Annotated in this window: 14 protein-coding genes; 7 read left to right on the forward strand and 7 right to left on the reverse strand. The window is 42.6% G+C overall.

What is annotated here, in order from left to right:
- Positions 1-140: 140 nt before the first annotated feature.
- From AB1488_09320 to AB1488_09335, 4 genes are read right to left on the reverse strand one after another with little or no spacing between them, the layout of a single operon-like run.
- Positions 141-968 (reverse strand): pyruvate, water dikinase regulatory protein, encoded by an 828-nt coding sequence (locus tag AB1488_09320; GenBank protein MEW6410289.1) that lies wholly within the window; start codon positions 966-968, stop codon positions 141-143.
- A gap of 23 nt (positions 969-991) precedes the next feature.
- Positions 992-1,465 (reverse strand): UPF0146 family protein, encoded by a 474-nt coding sequence (locus AB1488_09325; protein ID MEW6410290.1) that lies wholly within the window; start codon positions 1,463-1,465, stop codon positions 992-994.
- Entirely contained in the window at positions 1,447-3,831 is a 2,385-nt protein-coding gene (ppsA, locus tag AB1488_09330) for a phosphoenolpyruvate synthase (protein ID MEW6410291.1), read from the reverse strand. Before ppsA ends, AB1488_09325 begins: the two co-directional genes overlap by 19 nt.
- Positions 3,832-3,861: 30 nt before the next feature.
- Positions 3,862-4,683 carry a pyruvate, water dikinase regulatory protein gene (locus tag AB1488_09335; GenBank protein ID MEW6410292.1) on the reverse strand — a complete coding sequence of 274 codons (822 nt, stop codon included), beginning with the start codon at positions 4,681-4,683 and terminating at the stop codon, positions 3,862-3,864.
- 309 nt (positions 4,684-4,992) lie between these two features.
- Here AB1488_09335 and AB1488_09340 point away from each other — a divergent pair, with 309 nt between their 5' ends.
- Complete coding sequence (locus AB1488_09340; protein ID MEW6410293.1) at positions 4,993-7,353, forward strand: PBP1A family penicillin-binding protein; 2,361 nt, start codon at positions 4,993-4,995, stop codon at positions 7,351-7,353.
- On the opposite strand, the gene AB1488_09345 is transcribed toward AB1488_09340, so the two are convergent.
- From AB1488_09345 to AB1488_09355, 3 genes are read right to left on the reverse strand one after another with little or no spacing between them, the layout of a single operon-like run.
- A complete protein-coding gene (locus AB1488_09345; GenBank protein ID MEW6410294.1) occupies positions 7,325-8,296 on the reverse strand; it encodes a cyclic nucleotide-binding domain-containing protein in 972 nt (323 codons plus the stop codon). The two genes, AB1488_09340 and AB1488_09345, sit on opposite strands and share 29 nt — an antisense overlap.
- Positions 8,286-9,437 (reverse strand): type IV pilus twitching motility protein PilT, encoded by a 1,152-nt coding sequence (locus tag AB1488_09350; protein MEW6410295.1) that lies wholly within the window; start codon positions 9,435-9,437, stop codon positions 8,286-8,288. The genes AB1488_09345 and AB1488_09350 overlap by 11 nt, the downstream gene beginning before the upstream one ends.
- A gap of 19 nt (positions 9,438-9,456) precedes the next feature.
- Complete coding sequence (locus AB1488_09355; GenBank protein MEW6410296.1) at positions 9,457-10,548, reverse strand: type IV pilus twitching motility protein PilT; 1,092 nt, start codon at positions 10,546-10,548, stop codon at positions 9,457-9,459.
- 139 nt (positions 10,549-10,687) lie between these two features.
- Here AB1488_09355 and AB1488_09360 point away from each other — a divergent pair, with 139 nt between their 5' ends.
- From AB1488_09360 to AB1488_09385, 6 genes are all read left to right on the forward strand, one after another.
- Positions 10,688-11,119, forward strand: a complete 432-nt coding sequence (locus tag AB1488_09360) for a transcriptional repressor (protein ID MEW6410297.1) — start codon at positions 10,688-10,690, stop codon at positions 11,117-11,119.
- Between the two features lie 82 nt (positions 11,120-11,201).
- Positions 11,202-12,218, forward strand: a complete 1,017-nt coding sequence (locus AB1488_09365) for an extracellular solute-binding protein (protein ID MEW6410298.1) — start codon at positions 11,202-11,204, stop codon at positions 12,216-12,218.
- Positions 12,218-13,795, forward strand: coding sequence for an iron ABC transporter permease (locus tag AB1488_09370; protein MEW6410299.1), 1,578 nt, complete (start codon positions 12,218-12,220; stop codon positions 13,793-13,795). The genes AB1488_09365 and AB1488_09370 overlap by 1 nt, the downstream gene beginning before the upstream one ends.
- Positions 13,776-14,861, forward strand: a complete 1,086-nt coding sequence (locus AB1488_09375) for an ABC transporter ATP-binding protein (GenBank protein MEW6410300.1) — start codon at positions 13,776-13,778, stop codon at positions 14,859-14,861. The genes AB1488_09370 and AB1488_09375 overlap by 20 nt, the downstream gene beginning before the upstream one ends.
- Positions 14,862-14,963: 102 nt before the next feature.
- The gene (locus AB1488_09380) at positions 14,964-15,647 is read left to right on the forward strand and encodes a Crp/Fnr family transcriptional regulator (GenBank protein MEW6410301.1); all 684 of its coding nucleotides are present in this window, start codon (positions 14,964-14,966) and stop codon (positions 15,645-15,647) included.
- 170 nt (positions 15,648-15,817) lie between these two features.
- On the forward strand, positions 15,818-17,286 hold a 1,469-nt coding region (locus AB1488_09385; protein ID MEW6410302.1), incomplete at its 3' end, for an SLC13 family permease.

A 17,286-nucleotide genomic window follows, 5' to 3' on the forward strand; every position in this document is an offset into this window, starting at 1 on the left:
GGACAATGGTAAGAGAAATGGTTGATCTTGATTATATTCTTTAAATGACATGCACCTGCCTCCTTTCAAAAAACTACAAAATAATATGCAGATTTCATGCCACCATTTTGGGACAGCCTCCCGTCCCCTTTTCCATCTGGTTAAGTTGGCTTTTTCTTGGTCTGGTAAGCCCTGAGGATGCTTGCAGCAGCTTCCTCAATAGCCCTGTTTGAGATATCCAAGACCCGCCAATGTAGATTCTGTTTGAAAAACGCCTTACACCACTCGATCTCGTCAGCTATCATGACAGGATCGGCATACTTCGCATAGGGTGCAAGACCCAATTGCTTCAATCTCGCCTCTCTGAACTTCACGAGGGTCTCTACATTAATTATAAGACCAAAAACCTTACGCTGATTTACCTGAAATAGCTCTTCTGGAGGGTCTATATCTGGATGAAGGGGGATATTGGCGACCTTCCATCCCTGGTTGGCAAGATAGGTCGAGAGGGGTGTCTTGCCTGTTCGAGATAGACCCACAAGAATCAGGTCAGCCAGTTTTATATCTTGGGGCATCTTTCCATCGTCATGCTTGACTGCAAAGTTGACCGCCTCAATTCTTCGGTAGTAGTCTTCGTCCAGAATGTACTGTCGTCCAGGAATCGCCATCGGTTTTTCTCTCAAAAAGATGGACAACTGCACAATAAAATCACCAATGACATCAATAGCCTTTATTCCCAAGCGCCCGGACTCCTGGATTAAAAAATCCCTCAAACTTGGCTGAACTATTGTAAAGGCCACGAGTGCCTTATCCTCTGCTGCCTGTTTGGCAATACGTGAGATGTGTGTCTTGTCTTTGACCAAAAAAAAGGTCTTCACCTCGAACTTTTCCCGACTGAACTGGGCAAGAGATGCCTTGGCGATCTTACTAATCGTTTCCCCTGTGCCTTCGCCAACCAGATAAATGACCTTTCTCTTAGAAAGATGCATTCTTTTTGACTCCTCCCCTTTTTTCATAAGAAGTTCCATAAGAAAAATGTGGTGTTTCCGTGACAGATTAATCGTCCATCTAAGTATTCCGAGGTCAGAGGTTTGACAATCAAGTCTGTCGGATGTATCCTTGCCAGCCTCACCATGTAAGGAACGAGCTCCGGAGGGGGTCTTAGTGAATATATAAGATCTACTGATGTGTATATAGAAATATCCGGGTTCATGATGTCGTCTACGACGACCTTAAGTCCGATATATTGAAATGGTCGAATATCAGTTGCAAAGACCTGCACCCCTTTTTCGAGCAAGGCAAAGGCAACATCAGGAAAATAGCCAATACCAATCTCTGCTGTATTACAATATTTGCTGGCAATATAGTTTATCAGCCCTTCATAGCGATGAGAACGGTTAAATCTCACGGGATTTGAACCTGTAAAGATATTCTGCTCGACTTGTTGACAGACTTGCCTGTCAGTCACTATTCCACCGATCTCCAAAAGAATATATCCTCCATGGGTATCTTCGCTATCCTTGCCTTTGATACAATCCCCAATGCCTTTTCCATTTGGATCTTATGCTCCATCATGGCTACCATTCTCCTTGATGCCACAACCACATCAGGATTCACTGAAATCGATGTGCAGCCACAACGAATCATAAACTCCAGATAATCCGGATATACACTGGGAGCCTGCCCACAGATAGATGTGGTCACCCCGTGTTTCTTACATACAGCGATGGTGTAAGCAATAGCCCTCAGGACAGCCAGATTCCTCTCATCATAAACCTCCTGCACGGACACATCATTTCGATCCACGCCAAGTATAAGCATGGTCAGATCATTAGTCCCAAAGCTCACTCCATCTATGCCCTCTCTGCAGAACTCCTCAATCATAAAACACGCGCTAGGAACCTCCACCATGATCCAGAGTTGAAAATCACGAACAGACCGATTGTCCAATCCTTCTTCACGCATGATCTCGACCGTTTTTCGGAAGACCTCGAGGGTTCTAACAAAGGGAACCATTACCCAGATATTGGTAAATCCCATCGTCTCCCTAGCCTGCCTGATTGCCTTAAGCTCAAGCCTGAAGATATCATCTTCTTTTATATACCTGTATTCACCACGGTAGCCAATCATAGGGTTTGGTCCAACATGATCTCTTTCATATTTTTCTCCACCTTGCAACTCAAGAAATTCGTCGGGCTTAAAATCAAGGAATCTGTAGACCACTGGGCGTGGAAAGAACGCCTCAGCTACCTGCCCGATACCACGTGAAAAGGTGTCAATCATTACCTGATCACCGCTTTCTTCCAAGAGGAGCCTCGGATGTTTTCCAATGCTAAGCATCATGTGTTCAGCCCTCAAGAGGCCGACACCATCTGCATGGGTTTCCTGGGCTACTTTCTTGGCAATCTCGGGAATAGACAAATTCACATATACCTTAGTGGCTGTTATTACCTGACTCGCCATATCTAAAGGTACTAATGGTGCTTTGACTTCTTCTTGTTTCATATCTCTCCCCTTAAATACAAGACCTCGCTGCCCATCTACCGTTACCATCTCGCCATCTTTAAGAACCTTTGTGGCATCCTCGGTGCCAACCACACAGGGAACTCCAAGCTCCCGGCTAACAATAGCAGCGTGACAGGTTTTACCACCCAAGTCAGTGACAATGGCAGAGGCATTTTTCATGGCCGGAACCCAATCGGGCGTGGTCATCTCGGTAACCAAGACTCTGCCTTCTTGAAAATTTGAGATATCCTTGACATTCAAAATGATTCTAACCTCCCCTGACCCTTGTCCAGGGCTCACACCTAATCCTCGAACGATGATGTTTTGTTCCATAAGATCTCTCCTCTCTCTTTTTTTTGCTTCCACCCTTGTCACGTGCACGGTCTCAGGCCTTGCTTGAAGAATGAAGATGCGACCATCTTTGTTTGTAGTCCATTCAATATCCTGAGGAACACTATAGTGATTCTCTATCTGAACACCATATTTTGCTAAGCGAATAATAGCCTCGTCAGTCAGTGCAGGTCTGTCCTGCATGTTCTTGGAAACCATGGTCCATTTTGTGCCTCCCTTTTTGTCGGGAATAATCTGCCTTTCTTTTTTCACGATGCGTTTGTCCACAGTTCGAAAAGTCCCTTTTTCAACAACATATTCATCAGGTGTTACCTGACCACCTACGATGGCTTCGCCAAGCCCCCAGGAGGCATTGATAACCACTTTATCTCTATCGCCACTCACTGGCTCTAAGGTGAACATGACCCCTGATACCTGCGAGTCAATCATCTCTTGAACAGCAACACTGATGAGCACCTCGTCATGAGCAAAACCCTTTTCCTTTCGGTAGGTAATGGCTCTGGGCGTGAAGAGGGAGCTCCAGCACTGCTGAACTCGCTTTAAAAGGGTTTCCTGTGTCACATTCAAGAAGGTATCCTGCTGGCCTGCAAAACTGGCGCCAGGCAAGTCCTCGGCTGTGGCGGAAGACCTCACAGCCACTGCTACATTCTTCTTGCCAAGTTTTTCGCAGAGATGCCTGTATGCCTTTAGGATTGCACTTCCTATCTCATTTGGCATTGGAAGGCTTTCCATGTATGTTCTGATTCGATGCGATATTTCTTGTACGGATCCTATGTTATCCATGTTTATATCAGCTAAAAGGGCACTGATTTTTTCGCCTGCACGATTTTTTCCTAAAAATACCCGGTATGCATGTGCTGAAATGGCAAAACCATTTGGAACAGGCACGCCAATCTTACCAGAGAGTTCTCCCAAATTGGCACATTTGCCCCCGACAAGCGGAATGTCTTCTTTGCTCAAGTCCTTGAACCACAGCACAAAATTATGTTTTTTCATAGGGAAATCAACCCCTTCCCTTATCTGTTTTCATGTTCTCCTCACGATTCCCATTCTATCCTCTATTATCTTGTTAGCAAGCTCCTCTATGGAGCTATTTGTGACATCTATAACCTGCAATCCCTTTATCTGATTAAATATCCGATGACTGTATCCCAGTTCCTTCTTAATGTATGTTATGTCCGTATAATCGGTGAGTCCTGCGTATTTAAGCCTCTTTTGCCTTAGAAAGACGAGTCTCTCTGGAGAGATAGTAAAGCCAACCTTTTGAATTTTTATCGTTAAAACCTTATCTGGTGGTTTCATATCCAGGATAATAGGCACATTGGCCACTTTCAAACCATTGTTACATGAAAGATAAAGACTGGTGGGAGTCTTGGAGGTTCTTGAAACGCCAAGTATGATAAGATCTGCCTTCTCCACAGTCTCCAAGCCTTGTCCGTCATCATGCTTCAGGGTAAAGTCAATCGATTCGGCAAGGCGAAGCGACTCTTCTCCAATCCCTCTTAAAAGCCCAGGCTTCAATATAGGAATCATATTCCATAGCTTTCCTATACGATCCAGCAATGGGCCAAGAAGATCAATAGTATAAATACCCATTTTCCGCTTTTCTTTATTAATCCATCTCCTGAGTTCATGTGATACCAGTGAATAAATGACGATACCTTGCACTGCTTCAGCCTTGATCAGAATCGTCTTGATTTGCTCCTTGGTCTTGATATAAGGAAATCTCTTGAAGATCGGTTTTATCTCTTTGAATTGCACCAGAACCGCACTGATTACCATCTCTGCCGTCATACCTGTCGCATCAGAGACAATAAATACATGCACTTCTTTTTTGAAAGGGCTCATGTGACTTTAGATTAAAGTTTTGGGGTCAAACTGTGAATTACATATTTTCATCATTCACTCATATGTTACTTTCCATGAGCAACTTTTTGAACAATCCCTAAAAAGATGCCCGATGTCTTGAGCTTTTTATTTATATGAACGGTAACTCGTGTTGATATTCTACACGGGTTGTTTTAGATGGTATCTATAAAAATATACTATATTTGTCTCTGAATTTTCAACAGAAAGTTGAATCGGGTCAGTGAATGTGCAGGTAAAACTAATCCTCCTCCCCTTGTATTCGACATACCCCATATGGTATTATTAATTATGCAAGGCAAGATAAGGTTTGGCCTTCTTCTGATTGTTATATTTATAGTCATCTCCGCGGGAATCGCTGGTGGTTTTGTATATTCCCTGAAGGGTGATCTCCCATCAGTTGATTCATTAAAGAAACAACAGCATTTTGATGGTACAAAGGTCTATGGAGACGATGGTGAACTGATTGGAGAATTCAATATCGAAAAGGGAATATATGTTCCGCTGAATGCCATCCCCAAAAGCCTTAAAAATGCAGTTATCGCAATTGAGGATTCAAGGTTTTATGAACACAAAGGTCTTGATTATATTGCTATAGCGAGGGCTGCGATAAAAGACATACTCTATGTAAGTATTAAAGAGGGTGGAAGCACCATAACCCAGCAGCTCGCAAAGGTTGTATTCCTCACGCCTGAGAAGAGCATAAAAAGAAAGATTAAAGAGGCTTATCTTGCTATAAAGATGGAGAAGACTCTCACAAAAAATCAGATACTTGAGTTATATCTCAACAAGATATATTTTGGACATGGTGCCTACGGTGTAGAGATGGCTTCAAGAACATACTTTGGAAAATCGGCAGAATCCCTTTCAACTGCTGAAGCAGCCCTGCTTGCAGGTCTAATCAAGTCACCTATGATATACTCCCCATACAATGACCTTGAAAAGGCACGATTTAGACAGATTACAGTCCTTGAAAGGATGGAATCAGAAGGTTTTATCAAGAAGGGCGCAGCAGAGAAACTCTGGCAGCAACCCATAAGGTTTATAAACCTAAGGAAACGGGATGACAATATGCAGTATTTCCTCGAACATGTACGCAGATACCTTGAGGACAAATATGGTAGTGAAAGCGTCTATAAAGGTGGGCTCAGGGTATATACAACGCTTGACAGGAGGATGCAGAGGGCTGCAATAAAGGCGCTACAGGAAGGACTTCGTGAGATAGATAAAAGACAGGGATACAGAGGACCGATAGAGCATATAGATGTTATAAAGGAGAAGAAGAAAAAGAAGGCAGATAATAAGGCAACACACTCTGTTGTTATGATTTCTGGAGAGATATTCAATGGGACTGTAATAAAGGTTACAAAAGATTATGCAGTGGTCAGGGCAAGGGGTATTGTCGGCAGGATAGCCCTTGAGGATATGTTATGGGCTGGAAGAGTTTTGACTAAAGGAGGCAGGATAAAGGAATATAAAGAACTTAATGTAAGCGACATACTCAAGAAAGGCGATGTAGTGAGGGTGCGGTTAAAATCAAAATCACAGAAAGGAGTATCATTTAGCCTTGAACAGGAACCGGTAGTTGAAGGTGCAATTGTAGTTATTGAACCATCTACAGGATATATAAAGGCGATGGTTGGAGGATACGATTTTACGAGAAGTGAATATAACAGAGTATTATTCGCAAGACGACAGGCAGGCTCGGCATTCAAACCAATTGTATATGCATCGGCTATTGAGCGGGGATTTACACCGTCAAGCATCATTATCGATGAACCTGTGACTTATGATGAAACTGCATTCAAGGCGGGATGGAGTCCTGAGAACTACGATAAAAAATATTATGGACCAACAATGTTAAGAACAGCTCTCGCCTATTCAAGGAATGTAGTCACGGTAAAATTGCTTGAGAAAATAGGTGTTGACAGTGTAATCGATTTTGCCAGGAAACTGGGAATCGGTGGACCATTTGAGCGTGATTTTACTATAGCGCTCGGTTCATGCGATGTCACACCCCTTGAATTGACCTTAGCATATAGTACCTTTGCAAATGGTGGTGTTAAGATGAAGCCATTAACAATAAAGTATATTCTGGATTCAAAAGATAACATCCTTGAGACAAATCAACCTGAAGGTCAAGGGGTTATAAGTAAAGAGGCATCATTTCTGATAACAAATATGATGGAGGATGTGGTTAAATATGGAACAGGCTGGAGGGCTAAGTCACTCGGCAGGGCAGTTGTAGGAAAGACTGGCACTACAAATGAATACAGGGATGCATGGTTTATTGGATATACACCTGAGATTGTAGCAGGGGTATGGGTCGGTTTTGACAATAGACAGCCCCTCGGTCCTGGTGAGACAGGCGCAAGGGCTGCCAGCCCAATATGGGTATCTTTGATGCGTGAGATACTTGAGACTATCCCTCCGTCTAATTTCATCATACCGGATGGAATTGTTGCAGCAGAGGTGGATGCAGAGACTGGGCTATTAGCCACAAATGAGAGTAGAGTGAGATATATAGAGTATTTTAAAAAGGGAAGCCTTCCTGCGTATTCAACCCCCGATTCAAAGGAAAGACTGGGTGTAAGAACTATGGGTGATCTTCCATATAGCCCGCTCAGGGGCCAACAGTTGGATACAGACTGACCATCAATTTCCCCTCTCCTAACCGCTCCCTGAGTTTTTCTTCCCCTCTTCGTTCGATCTCCTTCAGCCTTGCAGTAACCTGATTACATGCTGTAGAGAGGAGAACCATATGGCTGTATGTAAAGGCATTCTTCCTCGAAGGGTTGCTGAGGAGTATAAAGCCAGTGATTTCACCATTGTATATGAGTGGGGAGGCAATCATAGAACGGCCTGAATAGAATCTGTCTTTAAACCTTTTCTCTATCCCTGTGTCTTTGATAAGAAGAGAAGACTTATTTTCAAGTATCCATACAGCAACAGGGTCACTCTTTTCTATATGGTGTACCTTTTTGATATTTGCCGACTGGTATATATCAAACTCCTCGTTGTATTTATTCCATATAGCAATGAATCCTGCCTTTGCAGGTTCTATGTCATTCATTAACTGTTCAAACACCATACCTGTTAGTGCATTTATGTCCTCAGCCTGAGGGATCAACCTTCCTAACTCATAAAGTGTTGTGAGTTCCCTGTTTAGTGACTTTATCCTTGATATGAGTATTGCTATTATGACCTCAAGAAGGCGAATGCCACTTTTAGGGTCAGTATTAATGACATCGAAAAGGTCACTACAATCTATCTTCCAGAGCGAACAGTCTTTTCTTGCTACTACATCTGCAGAGCGGAACTTTTCACCAAAGACTGCCATTTCACCGAAGACATCACCCTCCTCAAGTATTGCAAGTATCTTGTATTTACCTGTCTTGCTGTCTATAACCTTTCTCACCTCAACCTCTCCTGAATGGAGTATATACATGCTATCTGCCTGTTCACCTTCACGGATTATGTATTCTCCTTTTAAGTATTTATTTTCTTTCAAGAGTAAGGCTAAGGAGCGTAGAGTTTCTTCGCTTATACTGGTGAATACCGGGATAGTTCTGAGAGACTCAATGTTACCTTCCATATCTGCCCTCCAGCCCTGAAGGTTTCTGGGCAAATGGCGATGGTTTTTGCTGTGGTTGTGGTGCTGGCTCTTCCACAGGCATCTGGGTCTGGAGCATTATCCTGAGGTCATTCGGATTATTGCTTATGTTAAGTGCGTCCTCTTTTGTTATTGCACCTTCCTTCACATACTCGAATAGGTGCTGATTCATCGTCTGCATCTTATATAGCGATGCAGAATCGTGTATCGCTTTATCTATTGCCCCTGTTTTACCTTCTTCGATCATCTTGCGGATAGTGGGTGTATTTATCATTATCTCAAGAACTGCAATCCTCCCTGAGCCATCAGATTTTTTTACGAGTCTCTGCGATACAGTGGCAGCAAGTGTCATAGCAAGCTGCATCCTCACCTGGTGTTGCTGTTCGGGTGGAAATGTGTCTATTATGCGGTCTATAGACTGCTTTGCATCATTTGTATGAAGTGTGCTGAATACGAGGTGACCTGTTTCTGCGGCAGTCATCGCTATCGAGATTGTCTCAGGGTCTCTCATTTCTCCAACGAGGATTATATCGGGGTCCTGTCTTAATGCCCTTTTTAATGCCTCTGAGAATGACCTTGTATCAAAACCGACCTCACGCTGATTAATCGTGCATTTCTTATCCCTGTGCACAAATTCTACAGGGTCTTCTATAGTTATGATGTGGTCGTTACGCGATTCATTAACATGGTCGATCATTGCCGCAAGTGTGGTGGATTTTCCAGAGCCTGTAGGTCCTGTGACAAGTACAATCCCCTGTCTTCTATGGACAAGTTCCTTCAAGACAAGTGGTAAGCCGAGTTCTTCCACAGTCTTGATCTCGACCGGTATCACTCTGAATACTGCACCGAGATAACCCATCTGGTGAAATGTGTTTCCTCTGAATCTTGCCAGTCCCTCAACAAGATATGAGAAATCAAGTTCTCTTTCCTCTTCGAGTTTTTTTATCTGGAGATCAGAAAGTAGGGAGTGAAGCATCTCATTCATCCCGTCTTTTGAGATCTCAGGAAAATCAGCAGGTAAAAGTTCTCCTTTAATCCTCATCATCGGTGGACGTCCTACCTTGAGATGTAAGTCAGAGCCACCCCTCTCGACCAATGTCCTCAACAGTTCATCTATCTTCATGGTGAACTCCTTTCTTTGGTCATACCTTCACACCCATAGATGGTGGTGCCCCAAGTGCACCTGCTCTTGTTCTAACCGCCTCGGGATTCTGTGCCTTTGACATCGCTTCCTCTAATGTAACAAGTTTCTCCTTTACAAGTTCTGCGAGAGACATATCCATACTTATCATGCCGAACTTTAAGCCTGTCTCTATAGCACTATATATCTGGTGTGTTTTTCCCTCACGAATCAGATTGGCTATAGCAGGTGTTACTATCATGACTTCCCTCGCTGCAGCCCTTCCATTCCCATCCGCACGCGGTATTAACTGTTGACATATTACTGCCTTCAGTGTTGTGGATAACTGGACCCTTATCTGTTGCTGTTGATGTGGTGGAAAGACATCAACCACCCTGTCTACCGTCTGTGGTGCATCCTGGGTATGGAGTGTGCCGAATACGAGATGACCTGTCTCTGCAGCGCTTACTGCGAGTGAGATGGTTTCAAGGTCTCGCATCTCTCCAACAAGGATGATATCAGGGTCCTGTCTTAAAGCATGTTTAAGCGCTTCTGAAAAAGAATGCGTCTGGGCGCCAACCTCTCTCTGTCTTACGATGCATCCCTTACTCTCATAAACGAATTCTATAGGGTCTTCGATTGTAAGGATATGCTCCTTTCGTTCCGCATTTATGATATCTATAAGTGAAGCAAGTGTGGTTGATTTTCCAGAGCCTGTTGGTCCTGTCACGAGTATCATACCACGAGGGAGTTTTGTAAGTTCAAGGATTGCTGGAGAGAGCCTCAGGGATTTCGGGTCAGGTATCTTTGAGGGTATTAACCTCAGCACCGCCTCCACCCCGTTTTTCTGTAGAAGGACGTTTACCCTGAATCTGCTTAATCCTGGGACATTGTATGAGCAGTCAAGTTCGAGTTTCTCTTCAAACCTCTGTATCTGGTCTTCATAGAGAAGGCTATAGATAAGTTTCTTGGAGTCTTCTGCTGTGAGTTCGGGAAATCCTTCAAGTGGCTGAATATGTCCATATACCCTCACCATCGGTGGTTTTCCAACAACGATATGGATATCAGATGCCTTCTTTTCAACTACAGCCCTGAGAATATCTAACATTTCCATAATTACACCCCCTGTAAGACTTTTTACACCTCAAAGGTGATTTTGTCAATAGAAAAAGGGCTTCTCAAAGAAAAAGCTTGACAAGTTATATGTTCTTTGATATTATTGATATAGATTATCAATATTAATACTGTGTTCTATGGGTATAAAAGAAGCAAGAGATATTTTTTCAGGTTATTTAGAAAAGAAAGGCTTACGGCATACCTTGCAAAGGGGTGAAATTCTCGATGCATTTATTTCAGCGAACAAACATATCACCGTCGATGATCTGTATAATACCCTGAAAAAGAGGAATCCAGATATAGGTTATGCAACGGTACATCGCAATCTGAAATTGATGTGTGAGTGTGGCTTAGCAGATGAAATAAAGGTCGGTACGAAAAAAACGAGATACGAACAAAAATATGGATACAAGCACCATGATCATCTTATCTGTCTCAAATGCGGGAGATTTATAGAGATCAACGATGTTAAGATCGAAAGACTCCAGGACAGACTTGCAGAAGCAAACGAATTTACCCCCTTGAGACATAAGTTAGAAATATACGGTCTGTGTAAAGAGTGTAAATAATTTTTTGGCTATATAATGATAATGATTATCATTTTAAAATTGAGATTTAAAAGGAGGCATTACATAAGAGGGGGGAAAGATAATGGTTGAAAGATTAAAAGTGATTAAAATATCTGTGTTCTTGTTGAGCATACTGATGTTCCAGTATGGTATAGTTGGTGTAGCAACAGCAGAAGAATTAATAGTCTATTCGGGCAGGGGAGAGAGGCTTATTAGACCTGTGCTTGATGAATTTACCAGAAAGACAGGGGTGGAGGTAAAACTACATTCTGCAGGAACAGTTGAACTTTTCAACAAACTGATCGCTGAAGGAGACAGATCGCTTGCTGATGTCTTTCTAACAGTGGACGCAGGTATCCTTGAAAGGGCAAGGATAGCAGGTCTGCTTCAGCCTATAAAATCAAATGTCATCACAAAAAATATTCCCACAGCCATGAGGGCACCTGATAATAGTTGGGTAGGTTTATCTCTTAGATTAAGGGTTATTGCATATAATCCCCTGAGGGTAAAGCCTGACGAGATTAAGACCTATGAAAGCCTGATGAAGCCAAAGTTTAAAGGGAGACTCGGGATAAGGACAGGTTCTAATGTGTATGTTCAATCACATACAGCCATGATGATTGCAGAAAAAGGAGAGACAACAACAGAGAAGTTTTTAAAGGCAATAGTGGAAAATGCAGGGGATAAGATTTATCCCTCTGATAGTAGGGCAGTAGAGGCTGTGGCAAAAGGTGAAGTGGATGTGGCAGTTGTCAATCATTATTATGTCTATGGTCACCTGAGGAAAAACCCTGATGATAGTAAGACACTGTCATTTTTAATGCCTCCAAAAACTGCCTATAATGTCTCTGGCGTAGGCATACTGAAGACAAGTAAGAAAAAAGAAATTGCACAGAAGTTTATTGAACTCATGGCATCCAATGAGGGACAGGTAATGTTTGCTGAAGAAAACAGGGAATATCCAGTAAATCCTAAAATCCCTGCACATCCGGACATGAAGAAAAGGGATACCTTTACTTTATCACCTGTTTCCCTCTCGATGATGGGACGATATATGGTGACAGCTATAGACCTTATTGACAAAGTTGGGTATCGGTAATGTCTTTACTTACTCCCTTAGCTTCAGGAGTGGCGATTTTAGCCGCCACTCCTATCATTATTATTTTTTACAGTGCTATCACTGTTGATGCCGGCTTATGGATACAGATTTATGAAACAAGGCTACAGGTTATACTTCTCAATACTATCAAGCTCCTGTTTGCAGTAGGGGTATTAACGGTATTGATTGGTATAACGATGGCAATGATAGTGACACGCTATGACTTCAAAGGCAAAAGGATATGGGAGTGGGCATTGATACTGCCATTGGCAGTGCCAGGATATGTCCTTGCCTATGCCTATGCAAGTATCATGGCTCCAGGTGGTGTTGTCCAGACATTATGGATTAATCTCTTTGGTGATACATCAACGATGCCATCTTTATATAGTTTCTGGGGAGTATCCTTTATCTTAAGTCTTGTTAATTATCCATATGTATATTTATTAACCCGGGCAAGTTTGTTGAATCAGAATATTTCTTATGATGAAGTTGCAAGGACATTGGGCGTATCAAAATGGAAAAGACTCTGGTTAATAAATATCCGTATGGCGTATCCGGGCATTATAGCAGGTATGGCACTTGTTCTGATGGAGGTTATGGCAGATTTCGGCACCGTAGCGCTTTTGAGATACCCAACCTTTACAGAGGCTATTTATCGCCAGATGACCGCCCGCTTTGACTTCCTCGGTGCATCAGCCCTTGGTTCTATACTGGTTGGACTCACCCTTTTACTTCTTATTCTGGAACATCATTTCAGAGGTAGAAGAGTATTTGAGCAGACAAAAGGTAAGTTTAAGAAGCCTATCCCTAAGGGAGTAGATGTTAAAAGGACTATATTCTTTACAGCCCTCATCCTCATCATTCTTGGAATGGCGTTTTTTGCACCTGTCAGTCTTCTTACAAAGTGGAGTATTGACGCCATATTTAAGGCTGGGCTGGACAGCAGATTCGTGAAATTCACATTTAATACTATTTCTGTATCAGCACTTGGAGCTACAATCGCGGTCATATTGGCAATACCTATAGCATATCTACACGCCAGGTATCTGAACCCTTTAAATAAGGTATTATATTTTTCCTCTACATTGGGCTATAGCCTTCCAGGTCCTGTCATTGCTGTGGGTTTATTACTCGTTGCCAATCTGTTTTTCCCGCAGCTTTACGGTGGAATAGTGATTCTGGTATCAGCCTATGTAGTGAGGTTTCTGTCAATAACGGTTCAATCTCAGGAGTCCTCTATACTTACGGTCTCAAGGTCTGTAGAAGATGCAGCAAAAACCCTCGGTGCCGGAACATGGAGGACTATGACAAGGGTTCTCCTACCATTAATAAAACCCGGCATTTTTACAGGGTGGATGGTAGTATTTATTGACTGTATGAAGGAACTTCCAGCCACGATGATGCTGAGACCACTGGCATTTGATACGCTATCAGTAAGGGTTTGGGTAGAGGCGGCAGAATCCCTCTGGGATATGGCTGCTCTTCCTGCATTATTAATAGTAATCTCTGGTCTTATCCCGATAACATTTATAATCAGAAAAAGCAATGGAGGTAAAGATGGTGTTCAGGTTACATGAAAAGGATGTTTGCATAAGAGAAACTGAACCAGCCTATGTCTCATTAAAAAATGTTTCTAAGTTTTTCAATGAGGTAGTAGCTGTATCTAATTTAACAATGGAAGTGAAAAAGGGAGAGTTTTTTTCCCTTCTTGGCCCTTCAGGCTGTGGCAAAACAACAATTCTCAGACTCATTGCAGGGCTTGAGTCACCTGATAGAGGAAGCATTGTCATAGGAGAGACAATTGTTGCAGGTGAGATATGGCAGAAGCCTGAAAAAAGGGGTGTTGGGATCGTCTTCCAGGACTATGCCCTCTTCCCCCACATGACCATCTTTAATAATATTGTTTTTGGTCTACAGGGATGTAGCCGGATAGAACTTAAGAAAAGAGTAATGGAACTGCTTGAACTTATTGGTCTCTCTGATATGGTGCAGAGATACCCCCATGAACTTTCAGGAGGGCAACAGCAAAGGGTTGCCCTCGCTCGGGCATTGGCACCTTCTCCAAAAGTTATGCTTTTAGATGAACCATTCTCTGATCTCGACGCTGATTTACGGTTAGAACTCCGCACGGAAACAAAGAGGATTTTAAAAGAGAAGGGAACAACGACAATACTTGTTACCCATGACCAGGAAGAGGCGTTTTCACTTTCTGACAGGGTTGGTGTATTAAATAAGGGAAGGCTTGAGCAGGTTGGAACTCCAACAGAGATATATCATAAACCAAAAAGCAGATTTGTAGCAGGATTTGTAGGAAAGGCGGATTTCGTGATTGGAAGAATTGAAGGGAATCTGGTTGTTTCCGATATAGGGACCTTCAGGATTAATGGAGATATGCCAGAGGGGTATAGAGATGTTGATTTAATGGTCAGACCAGATGATGTAGATTTTATTATTGTCCATGAAGGAGATGTCACAATAATTGATGCCCAGTTTTTAGGGTCTGAAATTATCTACAAGTTACTTCTTCCTGATGGAAAGACCATCCATTCCATTAAATCATCAATATTGACATTTCCTGTTAGCAGCAGGGTCAAGGTCAAGGTTGACCCAACACACATTGTAGTTTTCCAAAGGAGGAGGTGAGAAAAAACTTGACCCATCAGTGCGATTGATTTAAAATATATTAAATCAGGATAATACTTCCTCCGAAATTGTATCGTTTTCTTTATAACATCTGGTGAATCAATGGAAATACAGTGGCACCTGAGTGAGAAAGACTTCTTCTGGGGACTTCCTTCTGAAAAGGGAGAATTTATCTCGCTGTCTATACAACGTTATGTAAAGAGGAATGAATTCATCTTCTTTGAAGAAGACCATGGAGATTCCGCATTCTATTTAGAAAAGGGTGAGGTCAAGATTTTCCGGATTAGTCCCTCAGGGAAGGAATCAACTGTCTTCATTCGTCACACCGGAGAAATGTTTGGATTGGCTGAAGTAATAGGTGGAAAAGAAAGGGCAGCCAACGCCCAGGCGATTACATGTTGTTGTTTGTATGAGATAAAAAAAGATAATTTTGAGTCTCTCCTTTCCCGCCACTATCCTCTTGCCAGAAGGGTCATGGAAGTCCTTGGCAGACGTCTCAGGTATCTCGGTGAACAGATTGAAAATCTGATGGTCTGTGATGTAACTACTCGATTGTTAAAGCTCTTAGTCTACCTTAGTTACCATAAGTTACTTGATCCTGATACATGGAATGAACCAATCACAGTTCCAGTAAGGCTTACACAGGAACAGATTGCAGCCATGACAGGTTCCTGTCAGCAAACGGTCAGCGAAATTCTTAAGCGACTGGAAGAGGATGGGCTTATCCAAGTATCAAAGAAAGAGATTACTATCCTTAAGCCTGCCAAGATTCTGAACCGTATTTAAATTTTCACTTGACCCCTTGCCCCCTTGAATCCTGTTTTTATCGTCCAGCCGATAGAATTTTTATTTCCTTCCTAATAGAATAATATCATAATCCCAGAGGTTCAGGAAAACCCATTTTAAGCCAGTTTTCACAATAAAAACTGGAAGAGAAGAAAGTGAGGTGAAAAAATATGGAAGAAGTTGCCAGAGAAAAGACTTTAGAAGAAAAAATGGCAGCAGTAGAGGAAGCAGAAGAGGAAGAAAAGAAATTCACGCGTAGACAGACAATCGGACTGATCATTGCCTTTGCGATCCTCCTCGGACTGCATTTTGGGCCAACAGTTTCAGGATTAAAACCCCAAGCCCAATCAGTTTTAGGTGTCTTTCTGTGGTTCATCACATGTATGGTTACGGATGCACTTCCAAAGGCTGTTGTGGGGCTTGCATCGCCACTTCTACTTGTAATATTCGCTAAGGTCAAGATACCAGAAGCCTTTAATGCATTTAACAAGGATATCTTCCTCTTAGGTGCCGGGGCATTTATCTACGCAGGAATTATGATGGGCACACCCCTTGGCAGAAGGATTGCACTCACAATAACTACTGCGATGAGGTCAAACCGTGTGACGAGAGTCCTCCTTGGGCTTTCAGCCTCAGACTTAGCCATTGGAGGAGTACTCCCAACTGTTAGCGAAACCGCTCTGTTTCTTCCGATAGCGAAAGGTGTTGGAACCTTAATGAGAGGAATGAACCATCTACCAGAAGTCAAAAGAATAAACACTGCGCTACTGCTCTTGATAACGGGATTGATGCCACTTTTTACAGGCCCGCTGATCCTGACCAGTCACTTCCCTAACATAATGCTCGTTGGAAACCTTAAAGACATGGAAGGTATCTATATTTCATGGATTCAATGGTTCTGGTTAAATTTACCTCTCTGGGGTCTCCTGCCAATATTATTTATCTATGTAGTCTGGTGGTTCAAGTTAAGGGGGCTCGACATACCAGGGGCTGAGGTAGAAATCCCCAAGATGAAAAAGGAGTTAGGGAGGATTTCTTGGTCTGAGATATGGGCGTTAATATGTTTTGGTATTGGTATAACTCTATGGGTAACCGAAGAGATTCACAAGATAAAATCAGGTATGGTTGCTTTGACAGTTGTGGCATTGATGTTTATGCCATGGGGCAGGATTAAGTTTAAACAGATAAATCCACACATCATGTGGGATATCCTGATGCTTCTTGGAGGAGCGATTTCACTCGGCACAGTATTATATAAATCTGGCGCTGTTGCATGGCTTGCGAATATTATTGTTGACCCTGTCAAAGGTATAGGACTGCCTGTCTTACTATTGCTATTTATCCTTGTATTTGCTATGCATATAGCAAGGGCTGGGATTGTTAGCGCTGTGGCAATGGGGGCTGCATTTATCCCATTAACAGTCGGTATAGCCAAAACACTCGGTTATAGCATATTGCCCTTCACGCTGGTCGTGATAAACTGCTTGAGTTACGCATTCTTCCTGCCTATTTCCATTACGGCATTTCTCATTGCCTGGGGTGCATCAGAGGCATCTGGTTGGGAGGTAATCAAATTCGGAGGTCTACTTTCGATTATCGCCAATATCTATGTGATAGTTGTGCAGACCGGCTGGCTTGC

It is taken from the genome of Nitrospirota bacterium (assembly GCA_040756155.1).
Taxonomy (GTDB): domain Bacteria; phylum Nitrospirota; class Thermodesulfovibrionia; order JACRGW01; family JBFLZU01; genus JBFLZU01.

Bases quoted from the DNA above. Each gene is read 5' to 3' on its own strand.
- AB1488_09370 (MEW6410299.1), top strand. From the start codon at position 12,218: ATGTCTTTACTTACTCCCTTAGCTTCAGGAGTGGCGATTTTAGCCGCC.
- AB1488_09335 (MEW6410292.1), bottom strand. From the start codon at position 4,683: ATGAGCCCTTTCAAAAAAGAAGTGCATGTATTTATTGTCTCTGATGCG.
- AB1488_09365 (MEW6410298.1), top strand. From the start codon at position 11,202: ATGGTTGAAAGATTAAAAGTGATTAAAATATCTGTGTTCTTGTTGAGC.
- AB1488_09355 (MEW6410296.1), bottom strand. From the start codon at position 10,548: ATGGAAATGTTAGATATTCTCAGGGCTGTAGTTGAAAAGAAGGCATCT.
- AB1488_09345 (MEW6410294.1), bottom strand. From the start codon at position 8,296: ATGGAAGGTAACATTGAGTCTCTCAGAACTATCCCGGTATTCACCAGT.
- AB1488_09360 (MEW6410297.1), top strand. From the start codon at position 10,688: ATGGGTATAAAAGAAGCAAGAGATATTTTTTCAGGTTATTTAGAAAAG.
- AB1488_09380 (MEW6410301.1), top strand. From the start codon at position 14,964: ATGGAAATACAGTGGCACCTGAGTGAGAAAGACTTCTTCTGGGGACTT.
- ppsA (MEW6410291.1), bottom strand. From the start codon at position 3,831: ATGAAAAAACATAATTTTGTGCTGTGGTTCAAGGACTTGAGCAAAGAA.
- AB1488_09375 (MEW6410300.1), top strand. From the start codon at position 13,776: ATGGTGTTCAGGTTACATGAAAAGGATGTTTGCATAAGAGAAACTGAA.
- AB1488_09340 (MEW6410293.1), top strand. From the start codon at position 4,993: ATGCAAGGCAAGATAAGGTTTGGCCTTCTTCTGATTGTTATATTTATA.
- AB1488_09320 (MEW6410289.1), bottom strand. From the start codon at position 968: ATGCATCTTTCTAAGAGAAAGGTCATTTATCTGGTTGGCGAAGGCACA.
- AB1488_09350 (MEW6410295.1), bottom strand. From the start codon at position 9,437: ATGAAGATAGATGAACTGTTGAGGACATTGGTCGAGAGGGGTGGCTCT.